Source organism: Cryptosporangium arvum DSM 44712, assembly GCF_000585375.1.
Lineage (GTDB): Bacteria > Actinomycetota > Actinomycetes > Mycobacteriales > Cryptosporangiaceae > Cryptosporangium > Cryptosporangium arvum.
The window spans coordinates 3,015,807-3,037,442 of the sequence record NZ_KK073874.1; the positions used below are offsets into that span (position 1 = coordinate 3,015,807).

Here is a 21,636-nt window from a genome sequence, read left to right on the forward strand (position 1 = left end):
GCGACCCCCGAAGCTCACCGCATGACGATGACCGCTCCCCGGATCCGACGGGCGGCCGCCGGTTGGTGGCTCGGCCTGTCCGCGCTCGCCATCGCGGTGTACGCGCCGCTGCCCTACCTGACGACCTCGCTCGCCGAGCTCGCCGCGGACGACGCCGGCCTCGCGGCCAACTACGTCGACCGCCCGGCCGTCGTCCAGGTGTTCTTCTACCTGCACGTCGTGAGCGGCGGAACCGCGCTGGTGCTCTCCCCGCTCCAGCTCTCGGCCCGCGTCCGGCACCGGGTGCCCGCGGTGCACCGCGTCGTCGGGCGCGTCACGTTCGCCGCGATCGCGGTCGGCGGGGTCGCGGGCGCCGTGCTCGCGCCGTTCAACCAGGCCGGCCCGGTCGGCACGGCCGGGTTCGGCCTGCTCGCGCTGGGCTGGCTCGCCTGCGCCGGTGCGGCCTACGCGGCGATCCGCCGCCGCGACGTCGCCGCCCACCGCCGCTGGGCGATCCGCACGTTCGCGCTCACCTACGCCGGGGTGATGCTCCGGCTCTGGCTCGGCGTCCTGATCGTCGCCGGGTCGAGCCTGGCCGGCCTCGACGAGGGCGACGCGTTCGCGCTCGCCTACCCGGCCGCGGCGTTCCTCTGCTGGGTGCCGAACCTCCTGCTCGCCGAGTGGCTGCTGCGCCGCCGTCGCCCGACCGGCCACCGGCGCCCGCTCAACGCACGGACGTAGCCAGCTCCACCCGGTCGCGCCCGTTCCGCTTCGCCGCGTAGAGCGCGAGGTCGGCCGCCTCCAGCAGGGCGTCGGCGTCCACGGGTGCGGTCCCGCAGGCCACGCCGGCCGAGAAGCTGACCCGCACCGTCTCCCCGGCGACCTCCAGCGCGGTGCCCGCGACCAGCGTCCGCAGCCGATCGACGCAGGTGTGCGCGGCGTCGCTCGCCACCCCGGGCAGCAGCAGCACGAACTCCTCGCCGCCGTAGCGGGCCAGCACATCGTCCGGGCGCGCCCCGGACGCGAGCAGGTGCGCCACCGCGACCAGCACCCGGTCACCGGCCGCGTGCCCGTACCGGTCGTTGACCTGCTTGAAGTGGTCGACGTCGATGAGCGCGACGCTCAGCGGCCCGGTGTGCCCGCGCTCGGCGTCGGCGAGGACGTTCATCAGGTGCCGCCGGTTGTGCAGACCGGTCAGCGCGTCACGCACCGCCTGCTCGGCCAGGTCGGCGCGGAGCCGCTCGATCGTCGTGATCTGCTCCCGGAGCTGCTCGTTCGCCGCCTCCAGCGCCCGGTGCTGGGCCCGGTGCGCGGTGACGTCCCTGGCGATCATCACCCAGCCCGCGAACGACCCGGTGCGGTCATGGATCACCCGGGTGCGGATCTCCAGGTCGAGGCCGAGGCGCCCGGACGCGAAGACGAAGTCGGTGTCTTCCGGTTCGAGCAGCGGGAACGTCGGGTCGATCGAGTCCACCGCGACGCCGATCGGGTCGTCGACCCACGGTGCGCTGCCGACGATCAGCTGCCGGCCGACCGCGTTCGCGTCGGCCACGAACCCGTCCCGGTCGATGACGACGACGCCGTCGGCGAGTGCGTCGATGAGCTGGGCGCGGGCGATCGGGAGCCACTCGATCGACCGCCGGGTGAGCGCGCCGTACGCGAGCCCCGCGCTGATCACCGTCCCGATCAGCGTGACGTCGTTGTTGTGCAGCACGGTGACCGCGACCAGGTTCACCACGATCGGCGGTAACGCGATGAGCGCCAGCCAACCGGCGACCCGGCGGGTGAACGCCGACCGCCGGTACGCGTAGCGCAACGCCCGGTACGCGCAGGTCAGCGTCACCGCGTAGCAGTAGAGGAAGTGCAGCGTGTAGCCCAGGCCGAAGACCGGCTGCCAGGAGCCGTCGGCGGCCCGCTCGACACCGTCGAAGAACACGCCGGTGGCCAGCGCGACGACCACGAGCAGGGGCTCGACGGCGAGCAGGGCCGCCACCGGGCGGCGCGGGCGCCACCGGCGGCCGGCGACCACCTCGGTGAGCCCGAGGTAGCCCACGACGATCAGGACGTGCCCGGCGATACCGACCGCGGCCAGCGGCAGGGTCCAGGCGGGGTCGCCCACGCCGGCGTTGATCGCGGCCGCCACCGACCAGCCGGTGATCCCCGTGGTCGCGACGCCCAGCGGGGTACCGGCCGGGACCCGCGCCCGGTGACGGAACGCGGTGGCGGCGGTGACGGCCCCGGCGAGCGCGCTGAGCGAGAACGTGACGGTGAGGAGCACACCCCCCATCGGCCCGCCCTCCCTGTCGCTCCGCCGCACCGTGCGTCACGCCGGGCGCGAAGGGCACCACAGTAGCTAACTCAACGAAGGGCTGGCCGCACTCTGCGCGAGTTACCCGGCTTTTCGGAGTGGTCCTCGGGTTGGTCGCCCAGCCGGGCCAGCGCTTGTTCGGCCTCGTGTCCGCGCGCACGCAGCGCGTCGATGCTGCGCCGGATCGCGTCGCCGCCGTCGGCCGTGCGCGTGGCCAGGTCCTTCACCTCGGACGCGACGATCGCGAACCCGCGCCCGGCCGCACCGGCCCGGGCGGCCTCGACCGAGGCGTTGAGCGCGAGCAGCTTCGTCTGCGCAGCGACGCTGTTCAGCAACTCGACGAACGCCTCGATCTCGGCGCTCGCCTCCACCACCGCGCGGATCGCGTCGGCGGATCGCCGTAGCGCGTCGTCCGTCGTCTGCTCCGTGTGCACCGCTCTGCTCCTCCGTTCGCCGGCCCACTGTTCTCGGTCGGCCGAGGTGGTGGTCGGCTGAGTGGATGTCGCGCAGATCACCTGAGGCTGGTGGGAAATCTGGGGCGAATGAGTCCGTAACTGGGCTGAACAGCGAGGCGTCGCGCTGCGTGTACGGCATGGGGGCACCGCACGAGCCGAAGAAGGTGGCCATGCCAGACGTCGTCTACGCGCTCTACGGCGACCCGGGGACCCGGGCCGACCGGCAGCCACGCTGGGTGGTGTGCGCCGACCAGCTGCCCGCGGCGCTGGCCGCACTGCACCAGTGTGGACTGTGCGAGCTCGAGGTCCGCACCGGCGACGGACGTCCGCTCGCGCCCGCCGACCTCGCCACCCGCTACGTCGGAACCGACGAGTTCTGCGGTTTCCACGTGTTCGAGGCCGCGGTGACGTTCGACGGCCGGGAGCTCGTGCGCACCCGGTACGCGGTTCCGGACTGCGCCTGCACCGCGATGCCGCACCGGCTCGCCGGTACGCCGGTCTGAGCTCGGAACCGATTCGTTATCTTTTTCTGCGAATTCCGGTTGCGGTGTGTGTTGAGTTGATCGTCTCCTGTGATCGGCACGGGGAGGAGACGCGCGACGATGCGATCAGCGAAGTTAGTGACCGTCGGGGTTCTGGCGGTGGCGCTCGCGGCAGCGGGCTGCACCAAGAACACCGGGAGCGACAACAACGACGACAACAACAACCAAGAGGCCGCGACGCAGTCCGCGACGCTGGCGGAGAACTCCGATGGCCCCGCGCCCGACGTTCCCGGCGCGAAGCCCGGAGGCACGGTCACGATCTACACCAGCGGCGACTTCGAGCATCTCGATCCACAGCAGAACTACGTGGTGCCGTCCCAGACGGTCGGCTCCAACCTGCTGTACCGCTCGCTGCTGCAGTACCGGGAGAACGGCGACGGCAAGCTGGAGCTCGTCGGTGACCTCACCACCAATACCGGTGAGGAGTCCAACGGCGGCAAGACCTGGAAGTTCACGCTCAAGGACGGCCTGAAGTACGAGGACGGCACGCCGATCACCGCGAACGACGTCGCCTACGGCATCGCCCGCTCGTTCAGCCCCGACCTGCCGAACGGCCCGCACTACATCCAGCAGTGGCTGGTCGGCAGCGGTGACTACAACGCGAAGTACAAGGGCCCCTACGACGGCGGCGCGAAGATCCCGCCGGGGGTCGAGGTGCCCGACGCGAAGACGATCGTCTTCAACTTCCCGACGCCGCACGCGGACGCTCCGTTCGCGATGGCGCTGCCGACGACGACCCCGGTGCCGCCGTCGAAGGACACCAAGGTCCAGTACGACAACCGGCCGTTCTCGTCCGGGCCGTACAAGATCCAGGAGTACCGCCGCGGCCAGCAGATGACGCTGGTGCGCAACACGAACTGGGACGCCAAGACCGACCCGATCCGCCACCAGTTCCCGGAGAAGTACGTCGTCGACTTCACCCGCACCGCGGAGCAGGCCAGCGAGCTGCTCCTCGCCGACGGGGGCGCGGCGCAGACCGGACTGTCGTTCCAGGACCTGCAGATCCCGGCCAGCGTCTACCCGAAGGTGATCGCGAACGCGGACGCGAAGAAGCGGATCCTCACCGGCACGACGCAGTTCGTCTGGATGTTCGACTTCAACCTGCAGCGGATGAAGGACATCAACGTCCGGAAGGCGTTCAACTACGCGCTCGACCGCGAGGGCCTGCTGAAGGTGTGGGGTTCGTACTCCGGTGACCCGGCGACGACGATCCTGTCGCCGACGACGTCCGGGTACGAGCAGTACAACCAGTACGACGGCGGCAAGAACGGCGACCCGGCGAAGGCCAAGGAGCTGCTCGGCAACAAGCGGGTGCCGCTCACCTACGCCTACCGCAACACCGAGCGCAACCAGGCCGTGGCCGCGTTCCTGCGCAGCAGCATGAAAGAGGCCGGGTTCGACCTGACGATCCAGCCGGTGGACGAGGACCAGTACTACACGGTGCTCGGCGCGAAGGACAACCAGTTCGACGTCTACATGCAGGGCTGGGGTTCGGACTGGCCGGGCGGCGCGGCGATCATCCCGCCGCTGTTCGACGGGCGCGCGATCACGCCGACCGGCAACCAGAACATCACGTACCTCAACGACGACCAGGTCAACAAGGAGATGGACGAGATCCTCGCGCTCAGCGACCTCACCGAGGCGAGCAAGCGGTGGGCGAAGCTGGACAAGGACATGATGACGCGGATCGTGCCGATCGCCCCGGCGATCTACGACAAGCAGACGACGATGTACGGCTCGAAGATCGGCGGCATCTACCTGAGCGCGCCGTACGGCAACTCGGGGCTGAACAACCTCTTCGTGAAGTAGTAGCCGCGGGCTTCCGCCGCCGGGACGTCAGCCGACGTCCCGGCGGCGGTGTCATCAGCCGACGTCCCGGCGGCGGAAGCCGGCCAGGCCGGCCGCGGCCAGCGCCGCCGCCACCACCGTGAGCCCGACGAGGGGCGCGGTGCGGAGCGAATCGCCCGGCAGCTTCGGGACGTGGGCGAACGGGGACACGTCGATCAGCCACTGGCTCAGACCGAGCAGCGCCCCCAGCTCCAGCGCGAGGACGCAGGCGATCAGCCCGCCCCAGGCCAGCACGCTCCACCGCGGCACCAGCCCGAACAGCGCGACGCCGAACCCGGCCAGTACCCACGCCGCCGGGGTCTGCACCAGCGCGGCCGCCAGCAGGCGCGGCACCTGCCCACTGACGTCCGCGGTCTCCAGACCGTAGGTCACCCCGCCCGCCAGCCCGGCGACGGCCAGCAGGAGCGGCGTCCCGAGCACCGCGAACGCCAGGTGCCCCAGCGCCCAGCGCAGCCGCCCGACCGGCGTCGCCAGCAGCGGCTCGACGCGCTGCGACGCTTCCTCGGTGCGCATCCGGAGCGTCGCCTGCACGGTGTAGGCCGCGATCGTCAGCCCCATGATGCCGAACACGGCCGCGAGGTAGGCGTCGACGATCCCGGCGTCGCCCCCGAGCCGGGCCAGCACATCGGTGATGTTCGCATTGGACTCGAGGGAGTCCGAGAGCCCGTCGGCCGAGCCGCCGAGCACCGCACCGGCGAACACCATCGCGACGATCCACCCGAGCAGCACCCCGCGCTGCAGACGCCAGGCGAGCGCGAACGGCGAGCCCAGCGAACCGGACCCGGGCGCCGGCCGTTCCGGCACCAGGCTCGCGCCGACGTCCCGGCGCTCGACCAGCGCGTAGGCCAGCACCACCAGCCCCGAGGTCACCGCGAGCGTCAGCACCGGCACCCACCAGCGCTCGTCGGCGAACGCGCGGGTGCGCATCGCCCACCCGATCGGGGACGCCCAGCTCAGCCACGTCGGCCCGGTGTCGCCGAGCGCCCGGGCCAGGTACGCGGCCCCCAGCACGCCGGCGGCGATCCCGGTCGCGGAGCGACCGGCGCCGACCAGCTGCGCGGCCACCGCCGCGACCCCGGCGAACAGCAGCCCGGTGACGGTGGTGGCCAGCCCGAACGCGACCGAGCCCGCGACCGGCAGACCGGTCGCCGCGAGGAGCGCCGCCACCAGCACCCCGGCGGCGACGTCCGCGATCGCGGCCACCAGCAGCGCCGCGGTGAGCGGTGCGTACCGGCCGGTCGCGGCCGAGCCGACCAGCTCCAGGCGGCCGGTCTCCTCCTCGGCGCGGGTGTGGCGCACCACGGTGAGCAGGCTCATGAGCGCGACCAGGACGAACTCGGTCGCGCCGATCTTCCAGGCGGTGAGGCCGCCGAGCGTGACCGAGAACAGCGCCCCGTTGATCGCCTCCAGTGCGGGGTTGGCGAGGATGCCGCTGACGTCCCGGATGTCGGCGTCGGTGGGGTAGAGGCCCTGGTACTGCGCCGCGGTGGCGGCCGGCATCACCGCGAGCACGAGGACCCAGATCGGCAGGCGCACCCGGTCGAGGCGCAGACCCAGGCGCACCAGGGTGGCGGTCCCGGCGAACATCAGGCCACCGCCTCGTAGTGCGAGAGGAAGAGCTCCTCCAGCGTCGGCGGCCGGCTCTCCAGGCTGCGGATGCCGATCCCGGCCAGCTGACGCATCACGTGGTCCAGGTCGGCGTTCTCCACGGTGAACGTGACCCGGTCCCCGCGGACCACCAGGTCGTGCACCCGGTCGAGGTGCGCGGGCCCGGCCAGCTCGGCCCGGATCGACGTCCGCGACAGGTGACGCAGCTCGGCGAGCGTGCCGCTCTCCACGGTCCGGCCGTCGCGGATGATCGTCACGCGGTCGGCGAGCGCCTCCACCTCGGACAGGATGTGGCTGGAGAGCAGCACGGTTCGGCCCTCGGTCGCGACGAACTCGGCGACCGACGCGCGGAAGACCTCCTCCATCAGCGGGTCCAGGCCGGAGGTCGGCTCGTCGAGGATCAGCAGGTCGGCCTCGGACGCGAACGCGGCGACCAGCGCGACCTTCTGCCGGTTGCCCTTGGAGTAGGCGCGGCCCTTCTTGCGGGGGTCGAGCTGGAACCGTTCGAGCAGCTCGGTGCGGCGCTTCTGGTTGACGCCGCCGCGCAGCCGGCCGAGCAGGTCGACGATCTCGCCGCCGGAGAGGTTCGGCCACAGCGTGACGTCGCCGGGGACGTAGGCGAGGCGCCGGTGCAGCGTGGTGGCGTCCTTCCACGGGTCGCCGCCGAGCAGCCTCGCGGTGCCGCCGTCGGAGCGGGCCAGCCCCAGCAGGATGCGGATCGTGGTGGTCTTCCCGGCGCCGTTCGGGCCGAGGAAGCCGTGGACCTCGCCGGTGCGGACGGCGAGGTCGAGCCCGTTGAGGGCCCTGGTGGGGCCGAAGTTCTTGATGAGACCGGAAACCGAGACGGCGTCGGTCATCGTGCGCTCCTTGAGGGAGGATCCGGGTAGAGGGCGGCTCGCGCCTGTTCGGCGAGCTCGGTGCTGATCAGCGGGTGCGAGTAGATCTCGAGCATCGCCAGCGCGACGCGCCGGTCGCCGTCGTCGGAGAGGATGTCGACGCCCAGCACCCGGGACAGGTGCTCGTGGAGCAGCGGGATGCCGAGCACCATCGCGGTGTAGAGGGCGCCGCGGGTGTGCGTGTCGGTGCCGGGCCGGTCGGTGCGGGTCTCGTCCGCGGCGGCGACCCACTGCGTCGTCATCGCGGCGAGCTGGTCGAACATGGTCGCGATCGTGGACGATCCGTCCAGCAGGGCACGGGCGAGGTAGCGCTGGAACGGGCGGAGCGCCTCACGGTCCACCGAGGCGCCGAAGGTGCCGGTCGCGCTGGCCGCCGTGACGTCGTCGTTGGTGCGGCGGATCTCGTCCATGACATAGGCGTCCACGGCGTCGCGCAGCGCCTCTTTTGATCCGAAGTGGTGGCGGAGCAGGCCGGGGGAGACCCCGGCCTCGGCCGCGATGCTACGGATCGTCGCTTTCTGGAACCCGACGTCGGCGAACTGGGTGAGCGCGGCCTGCCGGATGCGGGCGCGTGCGGTCAGGTCGTCGGGGTCGGGCACGGTGATCCTCTCGTCGGCTATACATCCGTGTAGTCGACTGTACGCTTGTCTAGGGGTTCACGACATAGCGCGCCGGAACTTCGCCGCCTCCGTGGACGGCGAGGTCGGCACCGTTGACGTAGGAGGCCAGCTCGCCGCCCAGGAACAGGCAGGCGTTGGCGATGTCGGCGGGTTCGGCGAGGCGACCGGCCGGGATCAGGCTCGCGGTCTGCTCGGTGTAGCGGGCGGCCTCGGTGCGGATGAGCCCGGCCGTGATGTGGTTGACCCGCACGTCCGGGCCCCACTCCAGCGCCAGCGCCTTGGTGAGCGTGAGCAGGCCGGCCTTCGCCGCCGAGTACGCCGCCGTGCCCGGCTGCGGATCCGTGGCCGACACGCTGCCGATGTTGACGATCGAGCCGCCGGTCTCCTGGGTCCGCATCACCCGGTACGCCGCCTGGGAGACGTAGAACGGCGCCAGCAGGTTGAGCGCCACGACCTTCTCGACGAAACGGGGCGACACCGTGGCCGCGTCCGCCTCGGGCGAGCCGCCGGCGTTGTTGATCAGCACGTCCAGCCGCCCGAAGCGGTCCACCGCGGCGTCCACCAGGGCGTCGACCGAGGCCGGGTCACGGACGTCGGTCTTCACGAACAGGCCTGGCGCCGGCTCGTCCGGCTCGTTGCGCGCGCAGACCACGACCGCGGCGCCGGCCCGGGCGAACGTCTCGGCGACGACCCGCCCGATGCCCTTCGTGCCGCCGGTGACCAGCACGGTCCGTCCGGTGAAGTCCAGCGCCGCCATACCCGCTCCTTCGCGTCGGTGTGGCGGCGACCCTACGACGCTCCGGCCCGGCCCGGGGCGGCTTTCCCCGGGGCCGCGCTACGAGGCGACCGAGAGGCGGCGGACGGGGCCGGCGGCCTCGCGGGCACGGTTCATCGCGGCGTCGGCGTCCCCGACGATCTCGTCGATCGAGGCGCCGGTGCCCGGAGCGCGCAGGGCCACGCCGATCGACCCGCCGATCGTCACCGGGTGCCCGTCCGCGGTGATCGGCGCCCGCAGCGCGCTGATCAGACGCTCCGCGACCGCGGTGGCCGCGTCGGCGTCCCGGACCCCACCGAGCACCAGACCGAACTCGGCGACGTCGAGGCGCACCGCGAGGTCCCCGGGGCCGACCATGCCGCGCAGCCGGTCGGCCACCGCGCACAGGACGTCGTCACCGGCCCGGGCCCCGAGCGCTTCGGTGATCTGGTCGAACCGGTCGAGGTCGAGCAGCAGGAACGCGGTGAAACCCTCGGCCGGACCGCCGTGCAGGGCGGCCTCGAGCCGCTGGCGCAGCAGCTCGCGGTTGGCCAGCCCGGTGAGCGGGTCGTGGTAGGCCCGGTGCAGCAGCTCCTCGGTGAGCGCGAGCCCGGCCAGGCTCGCCGCGACCTGGCTGGTCCAGGAGCACAGGGCCGCGCGCACCGCCGGGGTGAGCGGCGCGTTCGCCGACACCGACAGCACGCCGACGTCACGCCCGCCGGCCCGCAACCGGATGACCAGGACGCCGCCCCGGCGCGGCGCGAGGTCGGACTCCGGCCGTTCCAGGTAGATCGCTTCACCCCGGCGGAGCGCGGCGACCAGGTGCTCGGGCAGCTCGTCGAAGTCCACGACCCGGCCGATCGCGCTGGCGGTCCGTTCCCCGGCCGTGGCCACGATCTCGTGGCGCAGGTCGTGGCCGATGCCGAGCATCACCCGGACGCCCTTGGCGCCGGCGCTGCCGGCGATCGCCGCCGCCGTCTCGACCGCGGTGCTCTGCACGACGTCGCGATCACCGCTCGCCGCGAGCCTCGCCGCGCCCTCCGCGACCGCGCGCTCCCGCTCGAGAGCCTGGTCGCGCAGTGCTCGGCCAGGTCGCTGAACGCGCATCGTTGCCCCCGCAGGCGTCCGGAACGTTTCGCCGCAGGATCGGCGGCTAGCGCCCGGAACTGAGGTTTTGTGCGTTCACGCTCGCCGCAGCAGGGTCTCGGCGTGGCGCAGCACCGGCGAGTCGACCATCCGGCCCTCGAAGCGGAACACCCCGCGTTCGCCGCGGGCGGCCTCGAGCACGCGCCGGGCCCACTCGACCTCACCGGGCGGCGGCGTGTACGCCGCGCGGATCACCGGCACCTGGCTCGGGTGGATCGCGACCGTGCCGTCGAAGCCGATCGCCACCGCGTCCTCGGCCTCCGCGCGCTGGCCGTCGAGGTCGGCGATGTCGAGGTGGACGGTGTCGAGCGCGAGCCGCCCGTGCGCCTTCGCGGCCAGCAGGGTGGTGGAGCGGACCTGCTGGTGCACGTGCCGGAACCGCCCGTCGGCGTACCGGGCCGAGCTCCCGCCCAGCGCCGCGGTGAGGTCCTCCGGGCCCCACATGAGGCCGATCGTGTTCTCCGCGGCGGCGAGGTCGGCCACCGCCAGGGCACCGTGGGGCGACTCCACCAGCGCGACGACCTCGAACGGGCGCAGCGCGGAGACCTGGGCCGCCGACTCGGCCTTCGGGAGCATCACCCGCCGGTAGGGGGTGTCGCGCAGCGCCCGGAGATCGTCGGTGGGGTCACCGGCGTTGACGCGCACGACCGTGCGCCCGGGGTCGAGCGGCGTCGCGGCGAGCGCCCGCCGGGCCGCGTCCTTGTCGGCCGGCGCGACGGCGTCCTCCAGGTCGAGGATCACCACGTCGGCGGCGGCCGCGGCCTTGGCGTAGCGGTCCGGCCGGTCGGCCGGGCAGAACAACCAGGCCGGCCCGGCCGGAGTCCACGTGCTCACGTCGGGTCGCTCGCTTTCGTTCCGACGCCGGCCCCGGCGTCACCCCCGGCGTCGCCCTCGGCCTCGACCCGGGCCAGCACCTGGCCGACGCTCACCCGGTCGCCCAGCGCCACGGCCAGGCGCAGCGTGCCGTCGGCCGGCGCGGTGAGCACGTGTTCCATCTTCATCGCCTCGACGACGACGACCGGGGCGCCGGCCGTGACCGGGTCGCCGTCGGCGGCGTGCACGGCGATGATCGCGCCCGGCATCGGGCTGGCGAGTTCGGCTGTGGCCTCGGCGGCCGCGTCGGGCCGGGCCGGGCGGGGGCCCAGGAGCCGGAGTGCGGCCGTGACGCCCCCGGCCGCCGCGATCCAGGTGGTGTCACCGTCGGCGGCGACCCGGTAGCGCCGGCGCTCCCCGTCGAGGCCCAGTACCAGCGTCGTCCGGTCGGACCACGCCACCACGGCCCGCGGAGCACCGCCGTCCACCACCACCGAGCCGCCGTCCGGCGTCCCGGTCAGCCGGACCTCGACCGTGCGGTCACCCACCCGCCACCGCGTGACGGTGGCGGCCGGTGCCCCGAGCCGCCATCCCGACGGCTGCGTCCACGGATCGTCGCTCGCCGCCGCCCACGCCGCGAGCCACCGGGAGGCGGCCGCGGCCACGACCGTCCCGTCGTCCGGGGCGGCCGGGGTGAATTCCGGCAGCCGCCGGTCGAGCAGGGCGGTGTCGAGGCGCCCGGCCGCGACGTCGGGGTCGGCCAGCAGGAAACGCAGGAATTCGACGTTCGTGGTGACGCCGAGCACGGCGGTGGCCGCGAGCGCCGTGTCGAGCCGCTGGAGCGCGGTGCTGCGATCCGGCCCGGACGCGATGATCTTCGCCAGCATCGGGTCGTAGTCGCTGCTCACGGTGGTCGAGAGTCTCAACCCGGAGTCGACCCTTATCCCGTCGCCGTCCGGTTCGGCCAGGTCGAGGACGCGGCCACCGGTCGGCAGGAACCCGAGCCCGGGGTCCTCGGCGTAGACCCGGGCCTCGATCGAGTGCCCGGTGAGCACGACGTCGTCCTGGGTGAACGGCAGCTGCTCCCCGGCGCCGACCCGGAGCTGCAGCTCCACCAGGTCCAGCCCGGTGACCTCCTCGGTCACCGGGTGTTCGACCTGCAGGCGGGTGTTCATCTCCATGAAGAAGAACTCGTCCGGACGCTCGTCGGAGACCAGGAACTCCACCGTGCCGACGCCGACGTAGTCGACGCTGCGTGCGGTGGCCACCGCGGCGGCACCGATCGTCGCCCTGGTGGCGGCGTCCAGCAGCGGCGAGGGCGCTTCCTCGATCACCTTCTGGTGGCGGCGCTGCAGGCTGCACTCGCGCTCACCCAGGTGGACGACGTGCCCGTGCTGGTCGGCGAGCACCTGCACCTCGATGTGGCGCGGCCGGGACACGAACCGCTCCAGGAACAGGGTGTCGTCGCCGAAGCCGGCCCGGGCCTCGCGACGGGCGGTGACGAGCGCGCCCGGTAGCCCGGCGGCGTCGTCGACGCGGTGCATGCCCTTCCCGCCGCCGCCGGCCGAGGGCTTGACCAGCACCGGGAACCCGATGCCCGGCGCCGCGGCGATCAGCTCGTCGTCGGTGAGCCCGGGCCGCGCGATGCCCGGCACTACCGGCACGCCGAACTGCGCGACCGCGTTCTTCGCCGCGATCTTGTCGCCCATCACCTCGATCGCCTTCGGCGGCGGGCCGAGGAACACGATTCCGGCGTCGGCGAGCGCCGCCGCGAACTCGGCGTTCTCGGCCAGGAACCCGTAGCCGGGGTGGACGGCCTCGGCGCCGGTCCGCTGGGCCGCCGCCACGATCGCGGCGATGTCCAGGTAGGCGCGGGCCGGGCCGAGGGCCACCGCGGTGTCCGCCTCGGCGACGTGCCGCGCCTCGGCGTCGACATCGGTGTGCACGGCCACCGAACGGACGCCGAGCCGGCGCAACGTACGGATCACCCGGACGGCGATCTCGCCGCGGTTGGCCACCAACACGGTGCGGAACATGCTCACATCCGGAAGATGCCGTAGGAAACGGGGGCCAGCGGCGCCCGGGAGCAGACGCCCAGCGCGAGGCCGAGGACGTCCCGGGTGCGTGCCGGGTCGATCACGCCGTCGTCCCACAGGCGGGCCGTGGCGTAGTACGGGTTGCCCTGGGTCTCGTACTGGGCGCGGATCTCGTCCGGGTCGACGGTGCCGACGGTGCCGAGCACCTGGGCGGCCTGCTCGCCGCCCATCACCGAGATCCGGGCGTTGGGCCAGAGGAACAGGAACCGGGGCGAGTAGGCCCGCCCGCACATCGCGTAGTTGCCGGCGCCGAACGAACCGCCGATCACCACCGTGAGCTTCGGCACCCGTGCGCACGCCACCGCCGTGACCATCTTCGCGCCGTGCTTGGCGATACCGCCGGCCTCGTACTCGCGCCCCACCATGAACCCGGTGATGTTCTGCAGGAACAGCAGCGGGATGCCGCGCTGGTCGCAGAGCTCGATGAAGTGCGCGCCCTTGAGCGCGGACTCCGCGAACAGCACGCCGTTGTTCGCGACGATCCCGACGGGGTGCCCGTGCAGGTGCGCGAATCCGGTGACGAGCGTGGGGCCGTAGCGGGCCTTGAACTCGGAGAACTCGCCGCCGTCGACGAGCGTCCCGATCACCGCGTGCACGTCGTAGGGGATGCGTGGGTCGGTGGGCACGATGTCGTAGAGGGCGCGCTGGTCGGCGGCCTTCCCGGCCGGCCGGCGTTCCCAGGGGGCCGCCGCCGGAGGCGCCAGCGTGCCGACGATGTTCCGGACGATGCGCAGCGCGTCGGTGTCGTCGTCGGCCAGGTGGTCGACGACGCCGGACGTCTTGGCGTGCAGCTCGCCGCCGCCCAGGTCCTCGGCGCTGACCACCTCACCGGTCGCGGCCTTCACCAGCGGCGGCCCGCCGAGGAAGATCGTGCCCTGCTCACGCACGATCACGGTCTCGTCGGCCATCGCGGGCACGTAGGCGCCGCCGGCGGTGCAGGAGCCGAGCACCGCGGCGATCTGCGGGATGCCCCGGGCCGAGAGCGTCGCCTGGTTGTAGAAGATCCGGCCGAAGTGCTCGCGGTCGGGGAACACCTCGTCCTGCCGGGGGAGGAACGCGCCGCCGGAGTCGACGAGGTAGACGCACGGCAGGTGGTTGTCGAGCGCGATCTCCTGGGCCCGGAGATGCTTCTTCACGGTCATCGGGTAGTACGTGCCGCCCTTGACCGTGGCGTCGTTGGCGACCACGACGCACTCGCGACCCGACACCCGTCCGACCCCGGTGATCAGCCCGGCGCCGGGTGACTCGTCGCCGTAGAGGCCGTTCGCGGCCAGCGGGGAGAGCTCGAGGAACGGGCTGCCCGGGTCGAGCAGGGTGTCGACCCGGTCGCGGGGGAGCAGCTTGCCGCGCTCGACGTGACGCGTGCGTGCCCCCTCGGAACCGCCCCGCGCGGTGGTGGCGAGCTTCTCGTGCAGCTCGGCGACCAGTTCCTGATGTGCTGCCGTCATGGACCGCCTCGCTGGAACTCAGTTAATCGCGACTAACTGAATTAGACCGTAGCGGGTTTCTCACCCGAGTTGAAGCGGCTGGAGGATTCGGTGTGGCTCGCGCAGGGCCAGGCTGACCCGGTCGGTACGCAGGGACCGGGTGTCGGGCCCGGGTTCGACCTGGACGTCGGCCGGGCCGACGACCTGACCGCACGCCTCGCAGGTGGTGAATCCGGAGAGCTGACCCCCGCAGCCGACGTGACGGAAGACACGCAACGACTGGGGCGAATCCAGGTGCCGGGTTCCCCAGGCGGTCAGCTGGAACAGCACCGGCCAGAGTTCGACGCCGGCGTCGGTGAGCACGTACTCGTCGCGCGGCGGTGAGTCCTGGTAGCGCCGGCGGGCCAGCACGCCCGCGGTGACGAGCGTGTCGAGCCGGTCGGACAGCACGGCGCGGGGTGCGTCGAGGTGCGCGAGGAAGTCCCCGAAGCGGCGGACGCCGTAGAACGCGTCGCGGATCACGAGCAGCGTCCAGCGTTCGCCGAGGATTTCCAGCGTGCGGGCGAACGTGCAGTTCTGGCCGGAGTAGTCCTTACCGAGTCCCACCCCGTCATCCTACCTTCTAGGTTCGTTCATTGAACTTTACTGCTCGATAACGGTTCATTGATTGAACCGACTCGGGTACTGTCGCCGTCGTGACGACGACAGCGGAAGCGCCGATCGGGCGCCGGGAACAACTGGTTCTCGCGGTGGTGAGCGCCGCGACCCTGCTCACGCTCGCTGACTACACCGCACCGGCGGTGGTGCTCCCGACGCTGGCCGCGGAGCTGCACGCGACCGCGACGGCCCAGGTCTGGGTGCTCAACGGCATCACGTTCGGGCTCGCCGTGCTCCTGCTCTCGGCGGGGAGCGTCGCCGACGACTACGGGCGGCGCCGGGTGTTCGTGGGTGGCGTGGCCGGGCTCTCGCTCGCGATGGTGGCGAGCGCGCTGGCGCCGACGGCCTGGGTGTTCGTCGGGGCGCGGGTCGTCCAGGGTGTCGCCGGCGCGGCCATCCTCACCGCCGGGCCGGGCCTGGTGGCCGACGCGTTCCCGCCCGGGCCGCACCGGATCCGGGCGGCCGCCACCTGGGGGTCGATGATCGGGCTGGGCATCGCGATCGGCCCGCTGCTCGCGGTGGCCGGTGGCCACGTCGGCGGCTGGCGGACGTTCTACTGGGGCGCCGCCGCGGTCGGGCTCGTGCTGGCGGTGGCTTCGCGGCCGGTGCTGCGCGAGTCCCGGGCGGAGCGGCCCCGGCCGATCGACTGGCTCGGCGTCGTCCTGCTGGGCGCGGCGCTGGCGGCGTTGCTGGTGGGAGTCACGAACGGGCGCACCGGCTGGCTAAGGGCGGCGACCGTCCTGCCGATCGTCCTCGCGCTCGTGCTCTTCGGGTTGTTCGCGCTGCGCGAGACGCGGGCCGGTCAGCCGATGATCGACCTGACCCTGTTCCGGCGTCCGCCGTTCCTGCTGGCGACGCTGGGCGCGCTGGCGACCGGCGTGGCGGTGATCGGACCGATGACGTTCCTGCCGACCGCGCTGCAGCGGGGGAGCGGGTGGACGTCCGCGCACACCGCGGTGCTGGCGTTCGTCTGGGCGTTCACGATCTTCCTGGTGGGGCTGGCCGCGCGGCGGATGCGCGCCACCGAACACGGCGGGCTCGAGTTGGGCGCGGGGTTCGTGCTCTCGGCCGCAGGCAGCGTGCTGGCGCTGCTGACCGTCGGGCACGCCTGGGGCTGGATGCTGCCCGGGATGGCGGTCGCCGGGATCGGCGCCGGGCTGATCAACGCGACGCTGCCCCGGCTGGCGGTGGGCACGGTGCCGCCCGACCGCAGCGCGATGGGCTCGGGGGCGAACAACACCGCCCGCTATGTCGGTTCGGCGCTCGGCGTCGCGGTCACCGCGTCGCTGGCACCGGCCCGCCCGGCCGAGGCGCTGGTGGTGGGCGTGGTGCTCTGCGCCGTGGCCGCGCTGGCCCTGACGCCCCTGACCGTGCGCACCCGGGTTCTCGTGCCGGCGTAACCGGTGGGGCTGGGCCGGTGGGGCTGTGCCGGGTGGGGCTGTGCCGGTCGGGCTGGGGCTGTGCCGGTCGGGCTGGGGCTGTGCCGGTCAGGCTTTGCGGCGGCGGGCGGCGCGTTCCTGTTCGACCCGGCGCTTCCAGGCCTCGCGCGCCTCGGCGCTGTGGCCCTGGAGCGCGCCGTTGACGGTCGGCGGGCCGAAGATCTGGAACAGCCACTCGCCCCGGCGCCGCTTCTTCTTCTCGGTCATGGCTGCCACTGTACGCCAATCGTTGGTGCACCAATGATTGGTGTGAGAAGAATCTGCGGGCTAAGGTCGGGGCATGACCGTCGCCTCGGATCCGCTCGCGCTGGACCGTCAGGTGTGCTTCGCGCTCGTCGTGGCGTCGCGCACCGTCAACGCGATCTACCGGCCGCTGCTGGAACCGATGGGGCTGACGCACCCCCAATACCTGGTGATGCTCGCGCTCTGGGAGCGGGCGCCGCGCTCGGTGCGTGAGCTCAGCGACGTGTTGCAGCTCGACCCCGGCACGCTGTCGCCGCTGCTCAAGCGGCTGGAGAGCGCCGGATACGTGCGCCGCGAGCGCGACCAGCGCGACGAGCGGATGCTCGCGGTGACGCTCACCGGCTCCGGCGCGGCCCTGCGGGCCAGGGCCGAGCTCATCCCGCCCGCGATCGTGGCGGAGCTCGGCATGGACCTCACCGAGCTCGAGCAACTCCACGCCTCGCTGACCCGCGTGATCGCCGCCGCCCGCACCGCACAATCCGACGCCTAGCTGTAGTCGGCGCCGGCCCGTCGCCTACCCCGGCCCGTCGCCTACCCCGGCCCGTCGCCTACCCCGCCCGTCGCCTACCCGGGCCCGTCGGCTGTCGGGTCGTCGCATGGCTCGGCCGTCGCATGGCTCGGCCGTCGCAGGGCTCGGCCGTCGTCTGGCTCGGCCCACGTCTGGCGGGGCCGTCGTCTAGCGGGGCCGTCGTCTGGCCGGGCCGACCTCAGCCCGGGTCGACTTCTAGCCGGGTCGGCGTCTAGTCGGGGCGGGTGGCGCTCACCGGGACGCGGGAGCGGCCGTCGTGGGGGGCCGAGGCCAGCAGCGTGACGCCGATCGCGGCGCCGGTGGCGCAGACCAGGGCGAGCGCGGAGCCCGGATATCCACCGGTGAAGTGGTCGCCGAGCAGCAGGATGCCGATCGCCGCGGCCGCGATCGGGTTCGCGATCGTGCTCACCGCCAGCGGCGCGCCGAGCCCGTCGCGATAGGACCGCTGGGTGAGCAGCAGCCCGGCGACCGTCAGCACGGCCACCGCGGCTCCCGCGATCAGCACCAGCGGGGTCAGGACGGCGGATAACCCGGCGTCGGCGAGGCGCACGGTGATCGTCTGGCTCACCGCCGACGACGTCCCGAACGCCACCCCGGCGGCCGCCGCGCTCCACAGTAGCGACGCCCGCGGTGTGCGGCTCAGCCCTTCGAGCCCGATCAGCACCGCGGCCGCCACCACCAGCAGCGCGACGAGCTGCGTCAGCGTGAGCTCGCCGCCGGTGCCGGCCGAGCCGATCAGCAGCACCAGGCCCACCAGCCCGGCCAGCGTGAACACGATGCCTTTCCACTCCAGCACCGACACCCGGCGGCGCCAGGTGGCCGCCGCCATCGGCACGGCCATCGGCAGCGTCAGCACGCCGAGCGCCTGGATCAGCGAGAGCGGACCGGCGCGCAGCGCGGCCAGGTGCAGCACCGCCGCGACGCCGTTCAGGCCGGTGGCGATCCACCAGCGGGGATTCTTCGCCAGCCCGCTGACCGGCAGCTCCGCGAGCCGCTCCTGGACGACGGCGGCCGACGCGTAGGCGACGGACGACAGCAGTGCCAGCGCGATGCCGATCACCACAGTGCTCACCGGACTCCCCGTCGTCGTCAGTGATTCAGTCGTCGCTGACCGACAAAACGTTACGGGGGCGACCCCACTCCCGGCGTGATCCGTGAGTCGTATCTCGCTGTACTACGAGAGCAGTACAGCGGTCATTCCGGGGGCGGAGGATCATTCCAGCGCGAGTCGACCGCCCGGCAGCGCGCCGGGCCCGCAGTCGGCGTTCGGAAGCTGCATACCGTCGAGCAGAATGGCCAGGTAGCGCTGCCACAGCTCGGGCTCGACGTTCTCGGCGTACTCGCTCATGTTGCTCAGCACGAACTGCAGCGCGGGCAGATCGGTGGGCTGCATCTCGGCCGGGACGACGCCCGATTCCCGCGCCCGCTCGACCAGGCGCGTCAGGCCGGGCAGGAGGCGGGTGCGCGCGGTCTCGGCGGCCTGCGTGCCGGTGGATTCGCCGCGCAGCAACATCCGGAGCCCGGAGTTGCGCTCCTGCATCTGCGCCGACTCGCTGAGAAAGCCCAGGAAGCCCAGCAGTGCGTCGGGGTGTTCGGTCGCCTTCTCGGCCGCGGTCGCGAGGTCGCCGAGCGCCTGCTCGAACAGCACCTCGATCAGCTCGTCGCGGGTGGGGAACGCGCGGCGCACGGTGCGGACGCTCAGACCGCCGAAGCTGGCGATGTCCTCGAGGGTGACGTCGAGCCCGTAGACGGCGAACACCTCGCGGGCCGTCTCCATGATGCGGGCGCGGTCACGGTCGGCGTCGCGCTGCGTGCGGCGGACCAGCGTTCCGGAGGCGAGGGGCGCGGGCGTGAGGGGCCCGGGCGTGCGAGGCACTGCGGGAAGTAGTGGGTGGACAACAACCGGAGGCACAGTCTCCATGTGGAGATCTTACCTTCACTTCGTCGGGGCAGCCACGGTGATGGCCGCCGTTACCAGGGACAACGGCTGACGGTATGGCTGGGTGCCCGGCGTAGGCCACTGATTTAACGGGTGGCGGGAGTGGCACGCGAGCGCCGAAAACCTTACCCGATTCAGGTGCATTCCTGAAGTCGATCAATTGACGGATAGCCGACGTGAAAGCGGCGGCTTTTCGAGCCGTTGATCGGCAGAATTCACGCACGGTAAAGGCGCCCCCGAACTGCAATTCCCGTTTTGCTGGTATCGACGTGCGGCGCGGCGTTCCCGGTGACAGAGTTCCCCTCGAAGCTGTGTCGCAGGTCACCGGGAGGTATCGATGCCGAAATTACCGTCCTACTCCAGCGGCACGTCCGCGGTCGCGCTGCTCGGCGACACGATCGGCGCGAACCTCGACCGCACCGCCGCGCGTGTCGGCGATCACGAAGCGTTGGTGGAGTGTGCCACCGGGCGTCGGTTCAGCTACCCGCAGCTGCTGGCCGAGGTCGACGCGTGCGCGCTCGGATTGGCCGCGCTCGGCGTCCGGAAAGGCGACCGGGTGGGCATCTGGGCGCCCAACTGCGCGGAGTGGGTGTTCGTGCAGTACGGCACCGCGAAGCTCGGGGCGATCCTGGTGAACATCAACCCCGCCTACCGCACCCACGAACTCGCGTTCGTACTCAAACAAGCGGGAATTTCCGTCCTCGTCGCGGCGCCGGAATTCAAGACCAGCGACTACCGCGCGATGGTCGGCGAGGTCGGCGACGACTGCCCGGACCTGACGACGACGATCTTCCTCGGCGACCCGGCCTGGGACGCGCTGCTCGCCGCCGGGCGCGCCGGTGATCCGAGCACGCTCCCCGACGACCTCGACCCCGACGACCCGATCAACATCCAGTACACGTCGGGCACCACCGGCTTCCCGAAGGGCGCCACGCTCACCCACCACAACCTGCTCAACAACGGGTTCTTCGTGGGGGAGGGCTGCGGGTACACCGAGGCCGACCGGGTCTGCATCCCGGTGCCCTACTACCACTGCTTCGGCATGGGCATGGGCAACCTCGGAGCGACGTCGCACGGCGCCACGATGGTGATCCCGGCGCCCGGCTTCGACCCCGCCGCGACGTTGAAAGCGGTCCAGGACGAGCGCTGCACGTCGCTCTACGGGGTGCCGACGATGTTCATCGCCGAGCTCGGGCTGCCCGACTTCGCCACCTACGACCTCTCCAGCCTGCGGACCGGCATCATGGCCGGTTCGCCGTGTCCGGTCGAGGTGATGAAGCGGGTCGTGTCGGAGATGGGCATGACCGAGGTCACGATCTGTTACGGCATGACCGAGACGTCGCCGGTCTCCACCCAGACCGGAGCCGACGACAGCCTCGACCGCCGCACGTCGACGGTGGGGCGCGTGCATCCGCACCTCGAGATCAAGGTCGTCGACCCGGCCACCGGGCGCACCGTTGCCCGGGGCGAGACCGGCGAGTTCTGCACGCGCGGGTACTCGGTGATGCGCGGGTACTGGAACGAGCCGACGAAGACCGCCGAGGTGCTGGATCCCGCGGGCTGGATGCACACCGGCGACCTGGCGACGATGGACGACGAGGGCTACGTGAACATCGTCGGGCGGATCAAGGACATGGTGATCCGGGGCGGCGAGAACGTGTACCCGCGGGAGGTCGAGGAGTTCCTCTACACCCATCCCGACGTCGTCGACGCGCAGGTGATCGGCGTGCCGGACGCCCGGTTCGGCGAGGAGCTGATGGCCTGGGTGCGCCTGCGCCCGGACGCCGAGCCGCTCACGGCCGAGTCGCTGCGGGCGTACTGCACGGGCAAGCTCGCGCACTTCAAGATCCCGCGGTACGTGAAGATCGTCGAGAGCTTCCCGATGACCGTGACCGGCAAGATCCGCAAGGTGGAGATGCGCGAGACCGCCGTGACCGAACTGGGCCTAGAAGCCGAGGCCGCCGCCCGGAACGCGTAACACGAGGCTCGCCACGGCCAGGGCGGTGAACACCGCCCAGCCGGTGAGCTTTCGCGACCCGACCCGGAGGTGGGCGACCAGGGCGCCGGCGAAATACAGCACGAGGCCGGCGGCGGCCAGCGTGCCGATCCACGGCACCGCGAACCCGACGAGGAGCCCGACGGCGCCCGCCGCCAGCAGCGAACCGAGGAGCGGCATCCACCCCAGCGGGAGCCGCTTCATCGTCACCATGGCTTTCGGGTAGTCGTGGCCGATCAGGTACGTGATCGCGGCGGTGCCGTTGATGAGCGCGGTGAGAACGGTCACCGTGACGTAGGCGACGGACATGGGCTCTCCCTCGAGGTGTGTCCTCGATGGAC

Annotated in this window: 21 protein-coding genes; 6 read left to right on the forward strand and 15 right to left on the reverse strand. The window is 72.3% G+C overall.

Translation table 11 applies throughout. From position 1 onward, the window contains the following. Positions 1-21 precede the first annotated feature (21 nt). On the forward strand, positions 22-720 hold the full coding sequence (locus CRYAR_RS14060; RefSeq protein ID WP_035851157.1) for a DUF2306 domain-containing protein: 699 nt from the start codon (positions 22-24) through the stop codon (positions 718-720). On the opposite strand, the gene CRYAR_RS43035 is transcribed toward CRYAR_RS14060, so the two are convergent. Beyond that, positions 704-2,266 carry a histidine kinase N-terminal 7TM domain-containing diguanylate cyclase gene (locus tag CRYAR_RS43035; RefSeq protein WP_084700461.1) on the reverse strand — a complete coding sequence of 521 codons (1,563 nt, stop codon included), beginning with the start codon at positions 2,264-2,266 and terminating at the stop codon, positions 704-706. The genes CRYAR_RS14060 and CRYAR_RS43035 overlap by 17 nt on opposite strands. Before the next feature lie 71 nt (positions 2,267-2,337). Further along, on the reverse strand, positions 2,338-2,721 hold the full coding sequence (locus CRYAR_RS49545; protein WP_035851159.1) for a methyl-accepting chemotaxis protein: 384 nt from the start codon (positions 2,719-2,721) through the stop codon (positions 2,338-2,340). Positions 2,722-2,912: 191 nt separating this feature from the next. Between CRYAR_RS49545 and CRYAR_RS49550 the strand changes: the two genes are divergently transcribed. After that, the gene (locus CRYAR_RS49550; RefSeq protein ID WP_245620453.1) at positions 2,913-3,245 is read left to right on the forward strand and encodes a hypothetical protein; all 333 of its coding nucleotides are present in this window, start codon (positions 2,913-2,915) and stop codon (positions 3,243-3,245) included. A 99-nt stretch (positions 3,246-3,344) separates the two neighbouring features. Further along, on the forward strand, positions 3,345-5,093 hold the full coding sequence (locus CRYAR_RS14080) for an ABC transporter substrate-binding protein (RefSeq protein ID WP_035851164.1): 1,749 nt from the start codon (positions 3,345-3,347) through the stop codon (positions 5,091-5,093). Positions 5,094-5,147: 54 nt separating this feature from the next. Here CRYAR_RS14080 and CRYAR_RS14085 read toward each other — a convergent pair whose 3' ends face one another. From CRYAR_RS14085 to CRYAR_RS14125, 9 genes are all read right to left on the reverse strand, one after another. Continuing rightward, positions 5,148-6,719, reverse strand: coding sequence for an ABC transporter permease (locus CRYAR_RS14085; protein WP_035851166.1), 1,572 nt, complete (start codon positions 6,717-6,719; stop codon positions 5,148-5,150). Continuing rightward, positions 6,719-7,597 carry an ABC transporter ATP-binding protein gene (locus CRYAR_RS14090; protein WP_035851168.1) on the reverse strand — a complete coding sequence of 293 codons (879 nt, stop codon included), beginning with the start codon at positions 7,595-7,597 and terminating at the stop codon, positions 6,719-6,721. The genes CRYAR_RS14085 and CRYAR_RS14090 overlap by 1 nt, the downstream gene beginning before the upstream one ends. Further along, positions 7,594-8,235: a TetR/AcrR family transcriptional regulator gene (locus tag CRYAR_RS14095; RefSeq protein WP_211247443.1), complete on the reverse strand. Its 642-nt coding sequence runs from the start codon at positions 8,233-8,235 to the stop codon at positions 7,594-7,596. The genes CRYAR_RS14090 and CRYAR_RS14095 overlap by 4 nt, the downstream gene beginning before the upstream one ends. Before the next feature lie 49 nt (positions 8,236-8,284). Next, positions 8,285-9,013, reverse strand: coding sequence for an SDR family oxidoreductase (locus CRYAR_RS14100; RefSeq protein ID WP_035851172.1), 729 nt, complete (start codon positions 9,011-9,013; stop codon positions 8,285-8,287). Between the two features lie 78 nt (positions 9,014-9,091). Continuing rightward, positions 9,092-10,117 (reverse strand): GGDEF domain-containing protein, encoded by a 1,026-nt coding sequence (locus CRYAR_RS14105; protein WP_035851174.1) that lies wholly within the window; start codon positions 10,115-10,117, stop codon positions 9,092-9,094. A 75-nt stretch (positions 10,118-10,192) separates the two neighbouring features. Then, positions 10,193-10,990, reverse strand: coding sequence for an HpcH/HpaI aldolase/citrate lyase family protein (locus CRYAR_RS14110; RefSeq protein WP_035851176.1), 798 nt, complete (start codon positions 10,988-10,990; stop codon positions 10,193-10,195). Further along, complete coding sequence (locus CRYAR_RS14115; RefSeq protein WP_035851179.1) at positions 10,987-13,005, reverse strand: ATP-binding protein; 2,019 nt, start codon at positions 13,003-13,005, stop codon at positions 10,987-10,989. The genes CRYAR_RS14110 and CRYAR_RS14115 overlap by 4 nt, the downstream gene beginning before the upstream one ends. A gap of 2 nt (positions 13,006-13,007) precedes the next feature. Then, positions 13,008-14,513 carry a carboxyl transferase domain-containing protein gene (locus CRYAR_RS14120; RefSeq protein WP_035851181.1) on the reverse strand — a complete coding sequence of 502 codons (1,506 nt, stop codon included), beginning with the start codon at positions 14,511-14,513 and terminating at the stop codon, positions 13,008-13,010. Between the two features lie 60 nt (positions 14,514-14,573). Further along, positions 14,574-15,098, reverse strand: a complete 525-nt coding sequence (locus CRYAR_RS14125; protein ID WP_035851183.1) for a winged helix-turn-helix transcriptional regulator — start codon at positions 15,096-15,098, stop codon at positions 14,574-14,576. Between the two features lie 89 nt (positions 15,099-15,187). Here CRYAR_RS14125 and CRYAR_RS14130 point away from each other — a divergent pair, with 89 nt between their 5' ends. After that, positions 15,188-16,549 (forward strand): MFS transporter, encoded by a 1,362-nt coding sequence (locus tag CRYAR_RS14130; protein ID WP_051570177.1) that lies wholly within the window; start codon positions 15,188-15,190, stop codon positions 16,547-16,549. An 87-nt stretch (positions 16,550-16,636) separates the two neighbouring features. Here CRYAR_RS14130 and CRYAR_RS47000 read toward each other — a convergent pair whose 3' ends face one another. Then, complete coding sequence (locus CRYAR_RS47000; protein WP_157017648.1) at positions 16,637-16,795, reverse strand: hypothetical protein; 159 nt, start codon at positions 16,793-16,795, stop codon at positions 16,637-16,639. Positions 16,796-16,868: 73 nt separating this feature from the next. Between CRYAR_RS47000 and CRYAR_RS14135 the strand changes: the two genes are divergently transcribed. Further along, positions 16,869-17,321, forward strand: coding sequence for a MarR family winged helix-turn-helix transcriptional regulator (locus tag CRYAR_RS14135; RefSeq protein WP_035851185.1), 453 nt, complete (start codon positions 16,869-16,871; stop codon positions 17,319-17,321). A 250-nt stretch (positions 17,322-17,571) separates the two neighbouring features. Here the strand turns inward: CRYAR_RS14135 and CRYAR_RS14140 are convergent, their stop codons facing one another. Together CRYAR_RS14140 and CRYAR_RS14145 are read right to left on the reverse strand one after the other, a co-directional pair. Beyond that, positions 17,572-18,432, reverse strand: a complete 861-nt coding sequence (locus CRYAR_RS14140) for a DMT family protein (protein WP_035851186.1) — start codon at positions 18,430-18,432, stop codon at positions 17,572-17,574. Between the two features lie 141 nt (positions 18,433-18,573). Beyond that, positions 18,574-19,236, reverse strand: coding sequence for a TetR/AcrR family transcriptional regulator (locus CRYAR_RS14145; RefSeq protein ID WP_051570179.1), 663 nt, complete (start codon positions 19,234-19,236; stop codon positions 18,574-18,576). Positions 19,237-19,636: 400 nt separating this feature from the next. Between CRYAR_RS14145 and CRYAR_RS14150 the strand changes: the two genes are divergently transcribed. Continuing rightward, a complete protein-coding gene (locus tag CRYAR_RS14150) occupies positions 19,637-21,277 on the forward strand; it encodes an AMP-binding protein (RefSeq protein ID WP_035851189.1) in 1,641 nt (546 codons plus the stop codon). On the opposite strand, the gene CRYAR_RS14155 is transcribed toward CRYAR_RS14150, so the two are convergent. Next, on the reverse strand, positions 21,245-21,604 hold the full coding sequence (locus CRYAR_RS14155) for a DoxX family protein (RefSeq protein WP_035851191.1): 360 nt from the start codon (positions 21,602-21,604) through the stop codon (positions 21,245-21,247). The genes CRYAR_RS14150 and CRYAR_RS14155 overlap by 33 nt on opposite strands. Between the last annotated feature and the right edge of the window lie 32 nt (positions 21,605-21,636).

Excerpts from the sequence above, each read along its gene's own strand:
- CRYAR_RS14060 (WP_035851157.1), top strand. The coding sequence starts at position 22 with ATGACGATGACCGCTCCCCGGATCCGACGGGCGGCCGCCGGTTGGTGG.
- CRYAR_RS43035 (WP_084700461.1), bottom strand. The coding sequence starts at position 2,266 with ATGGGGGGTGTGCTCCTCACCGTCACGTTCTCGCTCAGCGCGCTCGCC.
- CRYAR_RS49550 (WP_245620453.1), top strand. The coding sequence starts at position 2,913 with ATGCCAGACGTCGTCTACGCGCTCTACGGCGACCCGGGGACCCGGGCC.
- CRYAR_RS14080 (WP_035851164.1), top strand. The coding sequence starts at position 3,345 with ATGCGATCAGCGAAGTTAGTGACCGTCGGGGTTCTGGCGGTGGCGCTC.
- CRYAR_RS14085 (WP_035851166.1), bottom strand. The coding sequence starts at position 6,719 with ATGTTCGCCGGGACCGCCACCCTGGTGCGCCTGGGTCTGCGCCTCGAC.
- CRYAR_RS14090 (WP_035851168.1), bottom strand. The coding sequence starts at position 7,597 with ATGACCGACGCCGTCTCGGTTTCCGGTCTCATCAAGAACTTCGGCCCC.
- CRYAR_RS14100 (WP_035851172.1), bottom strand. The coding sequence starts at position 9,013 with ATGGCGGCGCTGGACTTCACCGGACGGACCGTGCTGGTCACCGGCGGC.
- CRYAR_RS14105 (WP_035851174.1), bottom strand. The coding sequence starts at position 10,117 with ATGCGCGTTCAGCGACCTGGCCGAGCACTGCGCGACCAGGCTCTCGAG.
- CRYAR_RS14115 (WP_035851179.1), bottom strand. The coding sequence starts at position 13,005 with ATGTTCCGCACCGTGTTGGTGGCCAACCGCGGCGAGATCGCCGTCCGG.
- CRYAR_RS14120 (WP_035851181.1), bottom strand. The coding sequence starts at position 14,513 with ATGACGGCAGCACATCAGGAACTGGTCGCCGAGCTGCACGAGAAGCTC.
- CRYAR_RS47000 (WP_157017648.1), bottom strand. The coding sequence starts at position 16,795 with ATGACCGAGAAGAAGAAGCGGCGCCGGGGCGAGTGGCTGTTCCAGATC.
- CRYAR_RS14135 (WP_035851185.1), top strand. The coding sequence starts at position 16,869 with ATGACCGTCGCCTCGGATCCGCTCGCGCTGGACCGTCAGGTGTGCTTC.
- CRYAR_RS14150 (WP_035851189.1), top strand. The coding sequence starts at position 19,637 with ATGCCGAAATTACCGTCCTACTCCAGCGGCACGTCCGCGGTCGCGCTG.
- CRYAR_RS14155 (WP_035851191.1), bottom strand. The coding sequence starts at position 21,604 with ATGTCCGTCGCCTACGTCACGGTGACCGTTCTCACCGCGCTCATCAAC.